The organism is Streptococcus vulneris (assembly GCF_019218685.1).
In the GTDB taxonomy this organism is placed as follows: domain Bacteria; phylum Bacillota; class Bacilli; order Lactobacillales; family Streptococcaceae; genus Streptococcus; species Streptococcus vulneris.
This window is the reverse complement of record NZ_JAHUZC010000003.1, coordinates 162,738-177,543: the sequence shown is the minus strand read 5'-3', so window position 1 is coordinate 177,543 and position 14,806 is coordinate 162,738. Positions and strand designations below refer to the sequence as shown.

The 14,806-nt window shown below is 42.1% G+C and carries 12 protein-coding genes, 17 tRNA genes and 1 pseudogene; 27 read left to right on the top strand and 3 right to left on the bottom strand.

The features are described 5' to 3' along the window. Nucleotides 1-3 precede the first annotated feature (3 nt). From KUA57_RS04195 to KUA57_RS04115, 17 genes are all read left to right on the top strand, one after another. Nucleotides 4-76, top strand: a tRNA-Val gene (locus KUA57_RS04195). A 2-nt stretch (nt 77-78) separates the two neighbouring features. After that, nucleotides 79-151: transfer RNA gene (locus KUA57_RS04190), tRNA-Asp, on the top strand. Nucleotides 152-175: 24 nt separating this feature from the next. Beyond that, nucleotides 176-248 (top strand) — tRNA-Lys (locus tag KUA57_RS04185). Between the two features lie 5 nt (nt 249-253). After that, nucleotides 254-335 (top strand) — tRNA-Leu (locus KUA57_RS04180). Between the two features lie 18 nt (nt 336-353). Beyond that, nucleotides 354-426 (top strand) — tRNA-Thr (locus KUA57_RS04175). 22 nt (nt 427-448) lie between these two features. Next, nucleotides 449-520, top strand: a tRNA-Gly gene (locus KUA57_RS04170). 7 nt (nt 521-527) lie between these two features. Beyond that, nucleotides 528-613 (top strand) — tRNA-Leu (locus KUA57_RS04165). 11 nt (nt 614-624) lie between these two features. Continuing rightward, a tRNA-Arg gene (locus KUA57_RS04160) sits at nt 625-698 on the top strand. Nucleotides 699-713: 15 nt separating this feature from the next. Next, nucleotides 714-787: transfer RNA gene (locus tag KUA57_RS04155), tRNA-Pro, on the top strand. Nucleotides 788-792: 5 nt separating this feature from the next. After that, nucleotides 793-866, top strand: a tRNA-Met gene (locus KUA57_RS04150). 13 nt (nt 867-879) lie between these two features. Continuing rightward, nucleotides 880-953, top strand: a tRNA-Ile gene (locus KUA57_RS04145). A gap of 12 nt (nt 954-965) precedes the next feature. Further along, nucleotides 966-1,055 (top strand) — tRNA-Ser (locus KUA57_RS04140). Nucleotides 1,056-1,065: 10 nt separating this feature from the next. Beyond that, nucleotides 1,066-1,139: transfer RNA gene (locus tag KUA57_RS04135), tRNA-Met, on the top strand. Nucleotides 1,140-1,142: 3 nt separating this feature from the next. Continuing rightward, nucleotides 1,143-1,215 (top strand) — tRNA-Phe (locus tag KUA57_RS04130). Nucleotides 1,216-1,235: 20 nt separating this feature from the next. After that, nucleotides 1,236-1,306 (top strand) — tRNA-Gly (locus KUA57_RS04125). 39 nt (nt 1,307-1,345) lie between these two features. After that, nucleotides 1,346-1,419, top strand: a tRNA-Ile gene (locus KUA57_RS04120). A gap of 6 nt (nt 1,420-1,425) precedes the next feature. After that, a tRNA-Ser gene (locus KUA57_RS04115) sits at nt 1,426-1,513 on the top strand. Between the two features lie 187 nt (nt 1,514-1,700). Here KUA57_RS04115 and birA read toward each other — a convergent pair. After that, nucleotides 1,701-2,636 (bottom strand): bifunctional biotin--[acetyl-CoA-carboxylase] ligase/biotin operon repressor BirA, encoded by a 936-nt coding sequence (gene birA / locus KUA57_RS04110; RefSeq protein ID WP_020901620.1) that lies wholly within the window; start codon nt 2,634-2,636, stop codon nt 1,701-1,703. Between the two features lie 270 nt (nt 2,637-2,906). Here birA and KUA57_RS04105 point away from each other — a divergent pair, with 270 nt between their 5' ends. From KUA57_RS04105 to KUA57_RS04090, 4 genes are all read left to right on the top strand, one after another. Further along, nucleotides 2,907-4,100, top strand: coding sequence for an O-antigen ligase family protein (locus KUA57_RS04105; RefSeq protein WP_020901621.1), 1,194 nt, complete (start codon nt 2,907-2,909; stop codon nt 4,098-4,100). Between the two features lie 144 nt (nt 4,101-4,244). Then, nucleotides 4,245-4,688, top strand: coding sequence for a MarR family winged helix-turn-helix transcriptional regulator (locus tag KUA57_RS04100; RefSeq protein ID WP_020901622.1), 444 nt, complete (start codon nt 4,245-4,247; stop codon nt 4,686-4,688). Between the two features lie 72 nt (nt 4,689-4,760). Then, complete coding sequence (locus KUA57_RS04095) at nt 4,761-5,489, top strand: ATP-binding cassette domain-containing protein (protein WP_218493682.1); 729 nt, start codon at nt 4,761-4,763, stop codon at nt 5,487-5,489. Next, nucleotides 5,482-7,002, top strand: coding sequence for an ABC transporter permease/substrate-binding protein (locus KUA57_RS04090; protein ID WP_218493681.1), 1,521 nt, complete (start codon nt 5,482-5,484; stop codon nt 7,000-7,002). Before KUA57_RS04095 ends, KUA57_RS04090 begins: the two co-directional genes overlap by 8 nt. 138 nt (nt 7,003-7,140) lie before the next feature. Here KUA57_RS04090 and KUA57_RS04085 read toward each other — a convergent pair whose 3' ends face one another. After that, nucleotides 7,141-7,677: a TetR/AcrR family transcriptional regulator gene (locus tag KUA57_RS04085; protein ID WP_218493680.1), complete on the bottom strand. Its 537-nt coding sequence runs from the start codon at nt 7,675-7,677 to the stop codon at nt 7,141-7,143. Nucleotides 7,678-7,809: 132 nt separating this feature from the next. On the opposite strand from KUA57_RS04085, the pseudogene KUA57_RS04080 reads away from it, so the two are divergent. From KUA57_RS04080 to KUA57_RS04070, 3 genes and pseudogenes are all read left to right on the top strand, one after another. Then, nucleotides 7,810-8,700 (top strand): annotated as a pseudogene (locus KUA57_RS04080) (cation diffusion facilitator family transporter). A gap of 297 nt (nt 8,701-8,997) precedes the next feature. Beyond that, nucleotides 8,998-9,351, top strand: coding sequence for a stress response transcriptional regulator NmlR (gene nmlR, locus KUA57_RS04075; protein ID WP_218493679.1), 354 nt, complete (start codon nt 8,998-9,000; stop codon nt 9,349-9,351). After that, nucleotides 9,352-10,389: a zinc-binding dehydrogenase gene (locus KUA57_RS04070; protein ID WP_218493678.1), complete on the top strand. Its 1,038-nt coding sequence runs from the start codon at nt 9,352-9,354 to the stop codon at nt 10,387-10,389. Nucleotides 10,390-10,456: 67 nt separating this feature from the next. On the opposite strand, the gene galR is transcribed toward KUA57_RS04070, so the two are convergent. Then, nucleotides 10,457-11,458 (bottom strand): DNA-binding transcriptional regulator GalR, encoded by a 1,002-nt coding sequence (gene galR, locus KUA57_RS04065; RefSeq protein ID WP_218493677.1) that lies wholly within the window; start codon nt 11,456-11,458, stop codon nt 10,457-10,459. A gap of 163 nt (nt 11,459-11,621) precedes the next feature. Between galR and KUA57_RS04060 the strand changes: the two genes are divergently transcribed. The 3 genes from KUA57_RS04060 to KUA57_RS04050 all read left to right on the top strand — a co-directional run bounded on the left by KUA57_RS04060 (nt 11,622) and on the right by KUA57_RS04050 (nt 14,774). Next, the gene (locus KUA57_RS04060) at nt 11,622-12,800 is read left to right on the top strand and encodes a galactokinase (protein WP_218493676.1); all 1,179 of its coding nucleotides are present in this window, start codon (nt 11,622-11,624) and stop codon (nt 12,798-12,800) included. Nucleotides 12,801-12,818: 18 nt separating this feature from the next. Continuing rightward, nucleotides 12,819-14,300: a UDP-glucose--hexose-1-phosphate uridylyltransferase gene (locus tag KUA57_RS04055; protein ID WP_218493675.1), complete on the top strand. Its 1,482-nt coding sequence runs from the start codon at nt 12,819-12,821 to the stop codon at nt 14,298-14,300. 69 nt (nt 14,301-14,369) lie between these two features. Further along, entirely contained in the window at nt 14,370-14,774 is a 405-nt protein-coding gene (locus KUA57_RS04050) for a PaaI family thioesterase (protein WP_000651224.1), read from the top strand. Nucleotides 14,775-14,806: the final 32 nt, after the last annotated feature.

Here is a 14,806-nt window from a genome sequence, read left to right as displayed (position 1 = left end):
CTAGGGAGTTTAGCTCAGCTGGGAGAGCATCTGCCTTACAAGCAGAGGGTCAGCGGTTCGATCCCGTTAACTCCCATAGGTCCCGTAGTGTAGCGGTTATCACGTCGCCCTGTCACGGCGAAGATCGCGGGTTCGATTCCCGTCGGGACCGTTTAAGATAACGGAAGTTATTTTAGACTCGTTAGCTCAGTTGGTAGAGCAATTGACTTTTAATCAATGGGTCACTGGTTCGAGCCCAGTACGGGTCATATATGCGGGTTTGGCGGAATTGGCAGACGCACCAGATTTAGGATCTGGCGCTTAACGGCGTGGGGGTTCAAGTCCCTTAACCCGCATTAAGATATAATAAATGAGCCGGCTTAGCTCAGTTGGTAGAGCATCTGATTTGTAATCAGAGGGTCGCGTGTTCAAGTCATGTAGCCGGCATTTTTAGATAGAAGAAAACAGTGCGAACGTAGTTCAGTGGTAGAACACCACCTTGCCAAGGTGGGGGTCGCGGGTTCGAATCCCGTCGTTCGCTTAGAGAGGCCGGGGTGGCGGAACTGGCAGACGCACAGGACTTAAAATCCTGCGATTGGTAACGATCGTACCGGTTCGATTCCGGTCCTCGGCATAATATAATGAGCACCCTTAGCTCAACTGGATAGAGTACCTGACTACGAATCAGGCGGTTAGAGGTTCGACTCCTCTAGGGTGCATTTTTCTATTTAACTCGGGAAGTAGCTCAGCTTGGTAGAGTACTTGGTTTGGGACCAAGGTGTCGCAGGTTCGAATCCTGTCTTCCCGATACATGGCGGTGTAGCTCAGCTGGCTAGAGCGTCCGGTTCATACCCGGGAGGTCGGGGGTTCGATCCCCTTCGCCGCTATATTGATCTTGTTGGACCTTTAGCTCAGCTGGTTAGAGCTCTCGGCTCATAACCGAGTGGTCGTAGGTTCAAGTCCTACAAGGTCCATTTAAATAATATGGAGGATTACCCAAGTCCGGCTGAAGGGAACGGTCTTGAAAACCGTCAGGCGTGTAAAAGCGTGCGTGGGTTCGAATCCCACATCCTCCTTTTGTATTAACGCGGGATGGAGCAGCTCGGTAGCTCGTCGGGCTCATAACCCGAAGGTCGTAGGTTCAAATCCTGCTCCCGCAATAAGGCTCGGTAGCTCAGTTGGTAGAGCAATGGATTGAAGCTCCATGTGTCGGCGGTTCGATTCCGTCTCGCGCCATTTTTATTAATAGTATGTATGCGGGTGTAGTTTAGTGGTAAAACTACAGCCTTCCAAGCTGTTGTCGCGAGTTCGATTCTCGTCACCCGCTTTGAACTTTGTTCAAATTACATTACCAAGTTTTTAACTTGGGCGCGTAGCTCAGGTGGTTAGAGCGCACGCCTGATAAGCGTGAGGTCGGTGGTTCGAGTCCACTCGTGCCCATTAATAGGAGAATTACTCAAGAGGCTGAAGAGGACGGTTTGCTAAATCGTTAGGTCGGGTAACTGGCGCAAGGGTTCGAATCCCTTATTCTCCGTTTGTATGAGGGTTTATAACCCTCTTTTTTTATATTTTTAAGAATAGTAGAATAAAAACTTCAGATTTGTAAAACTTAATTGGATTACTTATCTGAAGTTTTTTTGGGCTCTTTGTCAACTGTAGTTGGCTGCAGAAAAGCTAAAATCTTTATATATTGTCGATTTTATGGTTGTGCTAGTTTATTATTACTTCCAACTCTTGAGTGAAATTTCTCCGCTATTGAGCCAGATTTCTTTTCCGTTATCACATTGAACTAAAAGTTTGCCATTTTCTGAGATATCTTTAGCCAGTCCCTTGTGGTCTTTTTGATCTAGTGTAAAAGTAACTTCTTTTCCTAGAACGAATGACTGTTTTTTGTATAGGTATAATAGTTCTTCTGCTGGTGTTTCGAAGAAAGTGCGCCAGATTTCTATGATTAATTCATTTCTGGTAATAGGTGCTGGTGTTTTAAATAAACTAGCAGCTTTTTCTTTTAATTCTTGAGGGAAGTCTTTAATAGCAAAGTTGATTCCTACTCCAATAATGATATCTGTGACTAAGCCAGTTTCTACAGACGTCATTGCCTCAGTAAGGATTCCTCCAATTTTATGATTGTTTAGGTAGATATCATTGACCCATTTTATGTCGACATCTATTAATGTTAGGTTCTTAATGGCTTTGTAGATAGCTCCTGCTACAAGTAGTGTGTAGGATGGTAATTGGTCATAGGGGAGATTGGGTTTAAGATGGAGTGTCATATAAATACCACCTTGGGGTGAGTAGAAAGAACGTTGAAAACGACCTCGTCCTGCTGTTTGATAGGAAGCTAGATAGAGAGTGTTTGCTTCATCCCCTAAATCAATTGCTTCTTTTGCATCCAGTTGTGTTGATTTTGTTTCGGGTTTAAAACTGATTTTAATTGGAAGATTTTCTTCTAGAATCTCTGGAATAATAAGGTCTCCATTTATCAGTTTATATCCTTTGTTTTTGATGCTATCAATTTCAATACCTTCTTGTTCTAGACGCTTAATGGCTTTCCAAATTGATGTTCGGGTCAGTGATAGTTCTTCTGCAATCTTTTCTCCGCTGATATAGTCGGTTTCTTTAGCTAGAATTTGGTAGACGGCTTGGTAGGATTTCATAGTGTTTCCTTTCTTTAGGAATAGTATGTGATTTGAATCTAGTTTGGCTAGTTGCTTAATTACTACTATTTTAACATATGCCTAGTATTTACGGTATGATTTTCTTAGAGTAAATGTAGTCATTAAGCTTGAATTTTGAAATCTCAGTATTTTTGCTCCCTTTTTTACTTAGGAAGCGTTTCCTTTGTTTTCAAATTGCTAAAAAAGTGGTACAATATAGGATAGCTTACTATTATCTGAATCAGTTGATTTGGAGAGAAAGGATTCATTTTGAAATCAATAGGCTTTATTGAAAAGCTGAAAGGGTTGTCTAGTAAAGAGCTGATTTTATTGGGAATTATCTTGAGTATCTTTTTACCCTTTTATCTTTTTGTAGTTGTATTCTGTTTATATATTATTAGTTTGATTTTTACAGGAGACATGAAAAGTATTCTTCAGAAAATGGGGGAGCATCCGATGCTGCTTCTTTTTCTTGGCTATAGTACTGTTATATCCATTTTTGCACAAAATTGGATGGGTCTTGTGGCTTCAGTAGGAATTTTTCTATTTACTGTTTTCTTTTTGCACTATCAGTCGATTTTATCACATAAATTCTTTCGATTGATTTTGCAGCTCGTCTTGTTTGGTAGCGTGTTGTCAGCTGCTTTTGCGAGTTTAGAACATTTCCAAATTGTGAAGAAATTCAACTATGCTTTTCTTTCACCCAATATGCAGGTCTGGCATCAGAATCGGGCAGAAGTGACCTTTTTTAATCCTAATTATTATGGAATTATTTGTTGTTTCTGTATCATGATTGCCTTCTATCTGTTTACAACGACCAAATTGAATTGGTTGAAAGTATTCTGTGCGTTTGCAGGCTTTGTGAATCTCTTTGGTTTGAACTTTACTCAAAATCGAACTGCCTTTCCTGCTATTATCGCTGGAGCAATCATCTATCTCTTTACGACCATTAAAAACTGGAAGGCCTTTTGGCTTAGTATTGGGGTCTTTGCGATTGGCTTGAGCTTCCTCTTTTCCAGTGATTTGGGAGTTCGGATGGGGACTTTAGACTCTTCTATGGAAGAACGAATTTCTATCTGGGATGCTGGGATGGCCTTATTTAAGCAAAATCCTTTCTGGGGTGAAGGGCCATTGACTTACATGCACTCGTATCCTCGGATAAATGCTCCTTATCATGAACATGCTCACAGTCTTTATATTGATACGATTCTGAGTTACGGAATTGTGGGGACTATTTTATTAGTTTTGTCTTCTGTTGCTCCTGTTCGCTTGATGATGGATATGAGCCAGGAGTCGGGGAAACGTCCGATTATTGGTCTTTATCTATCTTTCCTTACAGTGGTTGCTGTGCACGGAATCTTTGACTTGGCCCTCTTCTGGATTCAGTCAGGTTTCATTTTCTTGCTAGTTATGTGCAGTATTCCATTGGAGCATCGAACGTTGGTATCGGACATGACGGATTAAGTTTATAAGATTGAAATCTTCTACCTTGAGTAGGAGATTTTTTACTGAGAAAAAATAGTTCTAAATCGAAATAGTTGACAATTGAAATAATAAGTATTATAATGTTTTTTATTCGTATCGATATAGAAATAAATTGGAGGTTTCATGAAATATTGTCATTTGGTAGCCCATCATATTCGTTTGTTGAATGGGCGGATTTTTCAAAAGTTACTAAGACAAGACCCTGACTCTCTTTATCGGAGTGAACAGGGAAAGATTTTAGCGGTTTTATGGAATAGTGAGACGGGCTGTGCAACTGCGACAGATATTGCACTTGCGACTGGGCTTGCTAACAATACACTGACGACTATGATAAAAAAGCTAGAGGAACAAAATCTTATAACTGTCAGTCCGTGTGGAGAAGATAAGCGTAAGAAGTATTTAGTTTTAACAGAGTTGGGCAAGTCTCAGAAAGAAGTTGGGCAACGTGTCAGTCAGAGATTGGATACTATCTGTTACAAAGGATTTTCAGAGGAAGAAATTCGCCAATTTGAAGCTTTTCAAGAAAGAATTTTGGCTAATCTGAAAGAGCAGGAAAATGAGGTTTAGAATGGGGTAAATTAGTTATTAAAAGTTTGGTAACTTGACCAACCGAGGAAAATTTTAAATTGAGGACAAAGAATGATTGAATACAAAAATGTAGCGCTACGCTATACAGAAAAAGATGTCTTGAGAGATGTCAATTTACAGATTGAGAATGGGGAGTTCATGGTTTTAGTTGGGCCTTCTGGGTCAGGTAAGACGACCATGATTAAGATGATTAACCGTCTCTTGGAACCAACTGATGGAAATATTTATATGGATGGCAAGCGTATCAAAGACTATGATGAACGTGAACTTCGTCTTTCTACTGGATATGTTTTACAGGCTATTGCTCTCTTTCCAAATCTAACGGTTGAGGAGAATATTGCTCTGATTCCTGAAATGAAGGGTTGGACTAAGGAAAAAATTGCTCAGAAAACAGAAGAGCTTTTGGCAAAAGTTGGATTGCCAGTAGCAGAGTATGGGCATCGACTTCCTAGTGAATTATCTGGTGGAGAACAGCAGCGAGTTGGTATTGTTCGAGCTATGATTGGTCAGCCTAAGATTTTGCTCATGGATGAACCCTTTTCAGCCTTGGATGCTATTTCGAGAAAACAGTTGCAGGTTCTGACTAAAGAATTGCATAAAGAGTTTGGGATGACAACGATATTTGTGACCCATGATACGGATGAAGCCTTGAAGTTGGCGGACCGTATTGCCGTTTTGCAGGATGGAGAGATTCGTCAGGTGGCGAATTCTGAGACTATTTTAAAAGCTCCTGCAACAGACTTTGTTGCAGACTTGTTTGGAGGTAGTATTCATGACTAATTTAATTGCAACTTTTCAGGATCGTTTTGGTGATTGGTTGACAGCCCTATCTCAACATTTGCAGTTGTCACTTTTGACCCTGTTACTAGCTATTTTTATCGCGATTCCTTTGGCTGTTTATCTTCGCTATCATGAGAAATTGGCGGATTGGGTCTTACAGATTGCAGGGATTTTCCAGACCATCCCGTCTATGGCCTTGTTGGGGCTCTTTATCCCCTTGATGGGAATTGGAACCTTGCCGGCTTTGACAGCACTAGTGATTTATGCGATCTTTCCGATTTTACAGAATACCATCACTGGGCTGAAGGGAATTGATCCGAGTCTGCAAGAGGCTGGGATTGCCTTTGGGATGACTAAGTGGGAGCGTCTCAAGAAGTTTGAAATTCCACTTGCCATGCCTGTTATCATGTCTGGGATTCGGACGGCAGCGGTCTTAATTATCGGTACAGCTACCTTGGCGGCCTTGATTGGGGCAGGGGGACTCGGTTCCTTTATCCTTTTGGGGATTGACCGTCATAATGCCAGTCTGATTTTGATTGGGGCCCTTTCTTCTGCAGTGCTGGCCATTGGCTTTAACTTCCTACTAAAAGTAATGGAAAAAGCGAAATTGCGGACGATTTTCTCTGGTTTTGCCTTGGTTACGCTATTGCTTGGTCTGTCTTATAGTCCAGCCCTTTTGGCTCAAAAAGAGAAAGAGAACCTGGTTATTGCTGGGAAAATAGGTCCAGAACCAGAAATTTTGGCCAATATGTATAAATTGCTGATTGAAGAAAATACCAGCATGACTGCGACTGTTAAACCAAATTTTGGGAAAACAAGCTTTCTTTATGAAGCTTTGAAAAAAGGCGATATTGACATCTATCCTGAATTTACAGGAACGGTGACTGAAAGTTTGCTTCAGCCATCACCGAAAGTGAGTCATGAGCCAGAGCAGGTTTATGATGTAGCGCGTGATGGCATTGCCAAACAGGATCATCTAGCCTATCTCAAACCCATGTCTTATCAAAATACCTACGCTGTAGCTGTTCCGAAAAAAATTGCTCAAGAATATGGCTTGAAGACCATTTCGGACTTGAAAAAAGTGGAAGGGCAGCTGAAGGCAGGTTTTACACTTGAGTTCAATGACCGTGAAGATGGAAATAAGGGCTTGCAGTCAATGTATGGTCTCAATCTCAATGTGGCGACCATGGAACCAGCCCTTCGCTATCAGGCAATTCAGTCAGGTGATATTCAAATCACGGACGCTTATTCGACTGATGCAGAGTTGGCGCGTTATGATTTGCAGGTCTTGGAAGATGACAAGCAACTCTTCCCACCTTATCAAGGGGCTCCACTAATGAAAGAAGCTCTTCTCAAGAAACGTCCAGAGTTGGAAACAGTTCTCAATAAATTGGCTGGTAAAATTACTGAAAGCCAGATGAGCCAGCTCAACTACCAAGTCGGTGTTGAAGGCAAGTCAGCAGAGCAAGTAGCCAAGGAGTTTCTACAAGAACAAGGTTTGTTGAAGAAATAGTTTGAAAATGTCAAACTCAACTTTGTTAAACTACTATATAAAATAATGCTCAGACAATGCCGTCTGGGCTTTTTTGATTGTTGAAGAGATAAAAAACTCAGTAACCTAGAAATAAGGTAGCTGAGTTCTACTCTGTATTCAATTTTTAGGAATAAGAAGGTCTAGATAAAATTGCACAACTTCCTGGTCTGTGAAGTCTTGCCCTTTTTTGAGCCACCAGGTCAATGTCTCGATAAAGTTTGTTACGACCAAGTGTTGGAGGTAAGAAGTAGGCAGACTTGGGTGAGCTTCTCTTAAATCATCAGCCATCACGGAATAGACATGGTGTTCTAGCTCTCTCTGGAGTTGACGGAGGAAGTAGTCATTTTTGGAAAATAGCAGACTGGTGATATGGTCTTGATTCTTCTGAAAATGGAGAAAGAGGTGGGCGAGGTAATTGTCGGTTGAAATGGACTCCTCTCTTTCAAAGAGGTGATGGAAGAGGTAGCGGCAAAGCTCGTCCAGAAGTAGTTCCTTACTCTCATAGTGACAGTAAAAGGTGGAACGTCCCACATCTGCGAGGTCAATGATATCCTGAACTGTAGTGGATTCGTAGCCCTTATCGTTCAAAAGTTGTAGAAAAGCTTGATAGATGGCTTTTTTTGTTTTGCTGATACGGCGGTCAATGTTAGTCATATGGACACTTGAGGCAAATTGTTCAGAACTGAATAAAGCTGACGTTTTGCTTCTATCCTTTCTTTGAGTTTTAGTGGATAATGATAATGAACAAGGTGTTCATAAATCTATTATAACAAAGGAATGAGAAAGATGAAGGCAAAATATACTGTTTGGGTAGCTTTTTTCTTAAATTTAAGCTATGCTATTGTTGAGTTTATCGCAGGAGGAATCTTTGGTTCGAGTGCTGTTCTTGCTGATTCTGTCCATGACTTGGGAGATGCTATAGCTATTGGCATATCGGCCTTTTTAGAAATAATCTCAAATAGAGAAGAAGATAGGCAGTACACCTTGGGTTACAAGCGATTTAGTCTTTTAGGAGCACTAGTGACTGCTGTGATTCTTATCACAGGATCCATTCTAGTGATCTTGGAAAATATAACTAAACTTTTTAATCCACAGCCCGTTAATGACGAAGGCGTCCTCTGGCTAGGAATTATTGCAGTCAGTATCAATGTGCTAGCTAGTCTAGTAGTTCGTAAGGGAAAGACAAAGAACGAGTCAATTCTGAGCCTGCACTTTTTGGAAGATACTCTAGGTTGGTTGGCTGTCATTCTAATGGCGATTATCCTCCGATTTACAGATTGGTATATCCTTGATCCGCTCTTATCGCTTGTCATTTCCATCTTCATTCTAACAAAAGCTATTCCTCGATTTTGGAGCGCACTCAAGATTTTCCTGGATGCTGTGCCAGAAGGACTAGAGACAGGTGATTTGGAGAAGGATTTGGAGGCTCTGGCCAATGTCAAAAGTGTCAATCAACTTAGCATTTGGTCCATGGATGGTCTGGAAAATAATGCTATTATCCATCTCTGTTTAGAAGATTGGGATCAGATGACGGAAACAAAGAATTAAGTACGTCAGCTCTTAGAAGAAAGAGGAATTCAGAATATTACCATTGAAGTGGACACCAGTCAAAGCAATCATGCGCAACATAAACGTAGGGTAACAGCCTTAGAGCAACCCTATGGGCATCAACATTAGAAAAGAGGTTGGGACAAAACTTAATTTCAAGAGAAAATGAAGTAATTCTTCACAAAAAACGCATAGTATCAAGGATTTTCAGTGCCTGATACTATGCGAGTTTTGCTTTTAAAGACACTTTTCCCAACCTCTTTGTTTAAACGATGAAAAGGTATGCTAATAAGAGAACTGATAATGATAAAAATTTTTTCGATTATGTGCAAAATGCTTGACTTGGAGTCAACTCAAAGTTATATAATAAGATAAGTGAGTTAAAGTAGCGTAAACTCAGTGAATAAAATGAGAGGAGATTAGCCTATGAATATTAAATCTGCTAGTGATTTGTTGGGAATTTCAGCGGATACGATTCGGTACTATGAACGGGTTGGTCTTGTGCCACCGATTACTCGTACCGCTACTGGGATTCGTGATTTTCAAGACCAGGATATAGAAGCGCTGGAATTTATTAAGTGTTTTCGTTCGGCGGGGGTCTCTGTAGACAGTTTAGTTGACTATATGTCGCTCTACCAAAAGGGGGATGAAACGAGAGAAGAAAGGCTTGGTATTTTAGAAAAGGAACAGAAAAAATTAGAGGAACGCTTGTCTCAGTTGCAGACAGCTTTAAATCGCTTAAATCTCAAAATTAAACTTTATAAGGAAGGAAAATATTAAATGAAATCAGCAGTATATACAAAAGCAGGCCAGGTTGGACTTGCTACAATTGAACGTCCGCAAATTATAGAAGCAGATGATGCTATTATCAAGATAGTACGTACTTGCGTTTGTGGTTCGGATCTCTGGAGTTACCGTAACCCAGACATTGAAGGAGGACATAGAAATAGTGGTCATGAGGCAATCGGGATTGTCGAAGAAGTTGGTGAGAACGTTACTACAGTAAAATCTGGTGACTTTGTCATAGCTCCGTTTACACATGGTTGTGGTCAGTGTGATGCCTGTCGTGCCGGTTTTGATGGCTCGTGTGATAATCATCCAGGAAATAACTGGTCGGGTGGTGTTCAGGCGGAATATATCCGATTCCACTATGCAAACTGGGCGCTGGTTAAAATCCCTGGGCAACCTTCAGATTATAGCGAAGGTATGCTCAAATCCCTATTGACTCTTGCTGATGTTATGCCAACAGGCTATCATGCGGCGCGTGTTGCTAATGTTCAAAAAGGGGATAAGGTTGTGGTCATTGGTGATGGAGCTGTTGGTCAATGTGCTGTCATCGCAGCTAAAATGCGTGGAGCATCGCAAATTATCCTTATGAGCCGTCATGAAGACCGTCAAAAGATGGCTATGGAGTCAGGTGCAACAGCTGTTGTTGCAGAACGTGGTCAAGAAGGAATTACCAAGGTGCGTGAAATCCTCGGTGGAGGAGCAGACGCAGCACTTGAATGTGTTGGAACAGAAGCAGCGATTGATCAAGCACTTGGTGTTCTCCATAATGGAGGGCGCATGGGCTTTGTTGGTGTACCGCACTATGAAAATCGAGCCATTGGCTCAACCTTTGGTCAAAATACAATAATCGGTGGTGGCCCAGCTTCTGTCACAACCTACGATAAGCAATTTTTACTAAAAGCCGTTCTTGATGGCGATATCAACCCAGGCCGTGTCTTTACTTCAAGTTATAAACTGGAAGATATCGACCAGGCTTATAAAGACATGGATGAACGTAAGACCATTAAGTCTATGATTGTGATGGACTAAAAAAGAGAATCCTAATGGAGATTTGAGACTCTCTATTAGGATTTTTTGTCATGTTTAATTTGTGGAGTTATGGCAGAGTACTCTCTCTCAATGTCAGTCTGGTTCCCAGCATAGTCAGGCTAGGTATTTTGCGACCATGGAGGACTTCCTTGTTAAGAATATCCATACCTGCTCGGCCCATTTCTTCAGTATAGACGGTGATGCTAGAGAGGGGAGGATAGACCTGTTTGGTCAGACTAGTGTCGTTAAAGGAAATGAGGCTGACGCTGTCTGGTAGACTGATTCCAGCTTCTTGGAGGGCACGGAGGGCACCAATGGCTAAACTATCACTAGCAGCAAAAAATGCTGGTGGCAGTTGGTCTCCTAAGCTCTGAATGGCCTCCTTCATCAAGTCATAGCCAGATTGGGCAGTAAAGCTTCCTTGAAAGACCAGTTCATCATGATAGATTCCCTTTGTTTGACTGTAGTTCCTAAAATTTTCAAGTCGCTTGTCCTGAATGATTTCTTCTTGGTCAGTTGTCTCCTCAAGACCTGTTAGAATCCCGATACGGTCCATTCCTTGGCTGAGGAAATAATCGACAACCTGTTTCATAGCAGTGAAAAAGTCTGTAATAATGCAGGTATGTCCCATGGAAAGTGTATCACTGTCCAGAAAGACCAGGGGTTTTTGGTATTCTTCAAAGGCAGAAATCTGAGCTCGACTAAACTTTCCGATACAGAGAATCCCAATCACTTCCTCGCTTAATGTAAAAGGATGGTCATTGAAATAGCGCAAGATATCATAGTCCAGTTCTTGGGCTCTTTTTTCAATACCTAGACGAATCTGGTAGTAGTAGAGGTCGTCTAGCTCCCCCTGTTCGCTGACCCATTGGATAATGGCAATCTTTTGCTTGGGTTTGTGAGACTCGCCTGTCTTGAGGTGCTTGGTGTAGCCCAACTCTTCAGCAACGGTTAAAATACGGTGTCTGGTTTCTTCTGTAACAGATAGGCTCTGGTCGCGGTTTAGAACACGGGATACGGTCGCGATAGAGACAGAGGCTAGCTGTGCAATGTCTTTTAAGGTAGCCATAAATCCTCCTTGATTAGATTAGTATATCATATTTTTCTGCTTTTTACTGATAGTTTAGTAAAAGTTTAGTAAAAAGGATTGACCTTGGGAAATCCCTTGGATACAATAGAAGAAAACGATTACACGTTAAGGTGACTTAACGGACAGTCAAAGGAGAAATCATATGACACAACATCTTACTGCAGAAGCACTTCGTAAAGACTTTCTTGCCGTTTTTGGTCAAGAAGCAGACCAAACCTTCTTTTCACCAGGTCGTATCAACTTGATTGGTGAACACACGGACTACAACGGTGGACATGTTTTCCCAGCAGCTATTTCTTTGGGAACTTATGGGGCAGCTCGCAAGCGTGACGACCAAGTCTTGCGTTTCTACTCAGCCAACTTTGAAGACAAGGGCATCATTGAAGTTCCTCTTGCTGACCTCAAGTTTGAAAAAGAGCACAACTGGACCAACTATCCAAAAGGAGTTCTTCATTTCTTGCAAGAAGCAGACCATGTGATTGACAAAGGTTTTGATTTTTATGTTTATGGGAATATCCCAAATGGTGCTGGTTTGTCTTCTTCAGCATCCTTGGAACTTTTGACAGGAGTCGTGGCAGAGCATCTCTTTGATTTAAAATTAGAGCGTCTCGATTTGGTTAAAATCGGTAAACAAACAGAAAACAACTTTATCGGCGTAAATTCTGGTATCATGGATCAGTTTGCTATCGGTATGGGGGCTGACCAACGTGCTATTTACCTAGATACTAATACTCTAGAATACGACTTGGTGCCACTTGATTTGAAGGACAATGTCGTTGTTATCATGAACACCAACAAACGCCGTGAATTGGCGGACTCTAAATACAATGAACGCCGTGCTGAGTGTGAAAAAGCAGTAGAAGAACTACAAATGGCTTTGGACATTCAAACCCTGGGTGAATTGGACGAGTGGGCCTTTGATCAATATAGCTACCTGATTAAAGATGAAAATCGTTTGAAACGTGCTCGTCATGCTGTGCTTGAAAATCAACGTACCCTTAAAGCGCAAGTAGCCCTTCAAGCAGGAGATTTGGAAACATTTGGTCGTTTGATGAATGCGTCACACGTTTCCCTAGAGCATGACTATGAAGTAACTGGTTTGGAATTGGATACTCTTGTTCATACAGCTTGGGCACAAGAAGGAGTTCTCGGTGCACGTATGACAGGGGCTGGTTTTGGCGGCTGTGCCATTGCCTTGGTGCAAAAAGATACTGTTGAGGCCTTTAAAGAAGCTGTAGGCAAACACTACGAGGAAGTAGTTGGATATGCTCCAAGCTTCTATATCGCTGAAGTAGCAGGTGGCACTCGAGTCCTTGACTAGTCAAAAGGAGACTCTATAGTGACCTTAGTAGATGAATTTGTAACACATATCATTTCTGAAAGTTCATTTGAGGAAATGGATCGAATCTACCTGACCAATCGTGTCTTGGCACGAGTGGGAGACGGTGTTTTGGAAGTTGAGACTAATCTGGATAAAGTGATTGACCTCAAGGACCAGCTGGTTGAGGAAGCCGTTCGATTAGAAACAATTGAGGATGGTCAGACTGCACGTGAAATCCTCGGTGCTGAACTGATGGACTTGGCGACCCCTTGTCCAAGTCAGGTTAATCGTGACTTCTGGGCAACCTATGCCCAATCTCCTGAGCAAGCGATAGCGGATTTCTACCAACTCAGTCAGAAAAATGACTACATCAAACTCAAGGCCATTGCTAAAAATATCGCTTATCGTGTTTCTTCTGATTACGGAGAACTTGAAATTACCATCAATCTCTCTAAGCCTGAAAAGGATCCCAAAGAGATTGCGGCAGCCAAGTTGGTGCAAGCTAGTAATTATCCCCAGTGTCAGCTTTGTCTAGAGAATGAAGGCTACCATGGTCGGGTCAACCACCCAGCTCGTAGCAACCACCGTATTATCCGTTTTGAAATGGCTGGTCAGGAGTGGGGCTTCCAGTATTCGCCCTATGCCTACTTTAATGAGCACTGTATTTTCTTAGATGGTCAGCATCATCCCATGGCCATTAGTCGTCAGAGTTTTGAACGTCTTCTGGCTATCGTAGAGCAGTTTCCAGGATATTTTGCAGGCTCTAATGCCGATCTGCCGATTGTGGGGGGCTCTATTCTAACTCATGATCACTATCAGGGGGGACGACATGTTTTCCCTATGGAATTAGCTCCTCTGCAAAAGACATTCCGCTTTGCTGATTTTGAGCAGGTTAAGGCTGGTATTGTCAAGTGGCCAATGTCAGTGTTGCGTTTGACTTCGGATTCCAAAGAAGATTTGCTCAACTTGGCTGATAAGATTTTGCGAGAATGGCGCCAGTATTCAGATCCTAGTGTGCAGATTTTGGCAGAGACAGACGGGACACCGCATCACACCATTACACCCATTGCCCGCAAACGCGATGGCCAGTTTGAGTTGGACTTGGTCTTGCGGGACAATCAGACTTCTGCAGAACATCCTGATGGCATCTATCATCCTCACAAGGATGTCCAACATATCAAGAAGGAAAATATCGGCTTGATTGAGGTCATGGGCTTGGCAATCTTGCCACCACGTCTGAAAGAAGAAGTAGAGCAAGTCGCTAGCTATCTTGTAGGAGAAGCTGATACAGTTGCCGCTTATCATCAGGAATGGGTAGACCAACTAAAATCCCACCATCCAGACCTAACAGATAAAGAAAAAGCCCTTGAAATCGTCAAGGACTCTGTTGGTGCTATCTTTGCACGTGTGCTGGAGGATGCAGGAGTTTATAAGCAGACGGATCAAGGACAAGCATCCTTTATGCGCTTTGTGGAGCAGGTCGGAATTTTGCCAGACTAGGAGCTTTCTCCTTGCACAGTCCTATAAAAAGTAGTATCATAGTGTCGTTTGAAATATCAGGAGGAAACGATGAAAGATTTTCATTTTGACGCTATATCTGCCTTTGAAAATTACGAAATTGAACAAATGAGAGATGGTCACGTTGTGGTGACGACCAAAGTAGTGGACTCGTCGCTCAACTACTATGGCAATGCCCATGGTGGCTATCTCTTTACCCTTTGCGACCAGATCAGTGGTTTGGTGGTCATATCTCTGGGACTTGATGGAGTGACACTCCAATCCTCTATCAACTACCTTAAGGCAGGAAAACTCGACGATGTGCTGACTATTAAAGGAGAATGCGTCCATCAAGGTCGCACAACCTGTGTCGTGGATGTCGATATCACCAATCAAGAGGGCAGAAATGTCTGTAAAGCAACCTTTACCATGTTTGTCACAGGCCAGCGGTCAGAAGAAAGACAGGTAAGGATATAGAGAAAGGTGAGTGGGATAAATTTATCTCACTC

What these genes read in the sequence shown, in the direction of transcription:
- birA (WP_020901620.1), bottom strand. Translation starts at nt 2,636, where the DNA reads ATGAAATCCTACCAAGCCGTCTACCAAATTCTAGCTAAAGAAACCGAC.
- KUA57_RS04100 (WP_020901622.1), top strand. Translation starts at nt 4,245, where the DNA reads ATGAAATATTGTCATTTGGTAGCCCATCATATTCGTTTGTTGAATGGG.
- KUA57_RS04095 (WP_218493682.1), top strand. Translation starts at nt 4,761, where the DNA reads ATGATTGAATACAAAAATGTAGCGCTACGCTATACAGAAAAAGATGTC.
- KUA57_RS04090 (WP_218493681.1), top strand. Translation starts at nt 5,482, where the DNA reads ATGACTAATTTAATTGCAACTTTTCAGGATCGTTTTGGTGATTGGTTG.
- KUA57_RS04085 (WP_218493680.1), bottom strand. Translation starts at nt 7,677, where the DNA reads ATGACTAACATTGACCGCCGTATCAGCAAAACAAAAAAAGCCATCTAT.
- nmlR (WP_218493679.1), top strand. Translation starts at nt 8,998, where the DNA reads ATGAATATTAAATCTGCTAGTGATTTGTTGGGAATTTCAGCGGATACG.
- KUA57_RS04070 (WP_218493678.1), top strand. Translation starts at nt 9,352, where the DNA reads ATGAAATCAGCAGTATATACAAAAGCAGGCCAGGTTGGACTTGCTACA.
- galR (WP_218493677.1), bottom strand. Translation starts at nt 11,458, where the DNA reads ATGGCTACCTTAAAAGACATTGCACAGCTAGCCTCTGTCTCTATCGCG.
- KUA57_RS04060 (WP_218493676.1), top strand. Translation starts at nt 11,622, where the DNA reads ATGACACAACATCTTACTGCAGAAGCACTTCGTAAAGACTTTCTTGCC.
- KUA57_RS04050 (WP_000651224.1), top strand. Translation starts at nt 14,370, where the DNA reads ATGAAAGATTTTCATTTTGACGCTATATCTGCCTTTGAAAATTACGAA.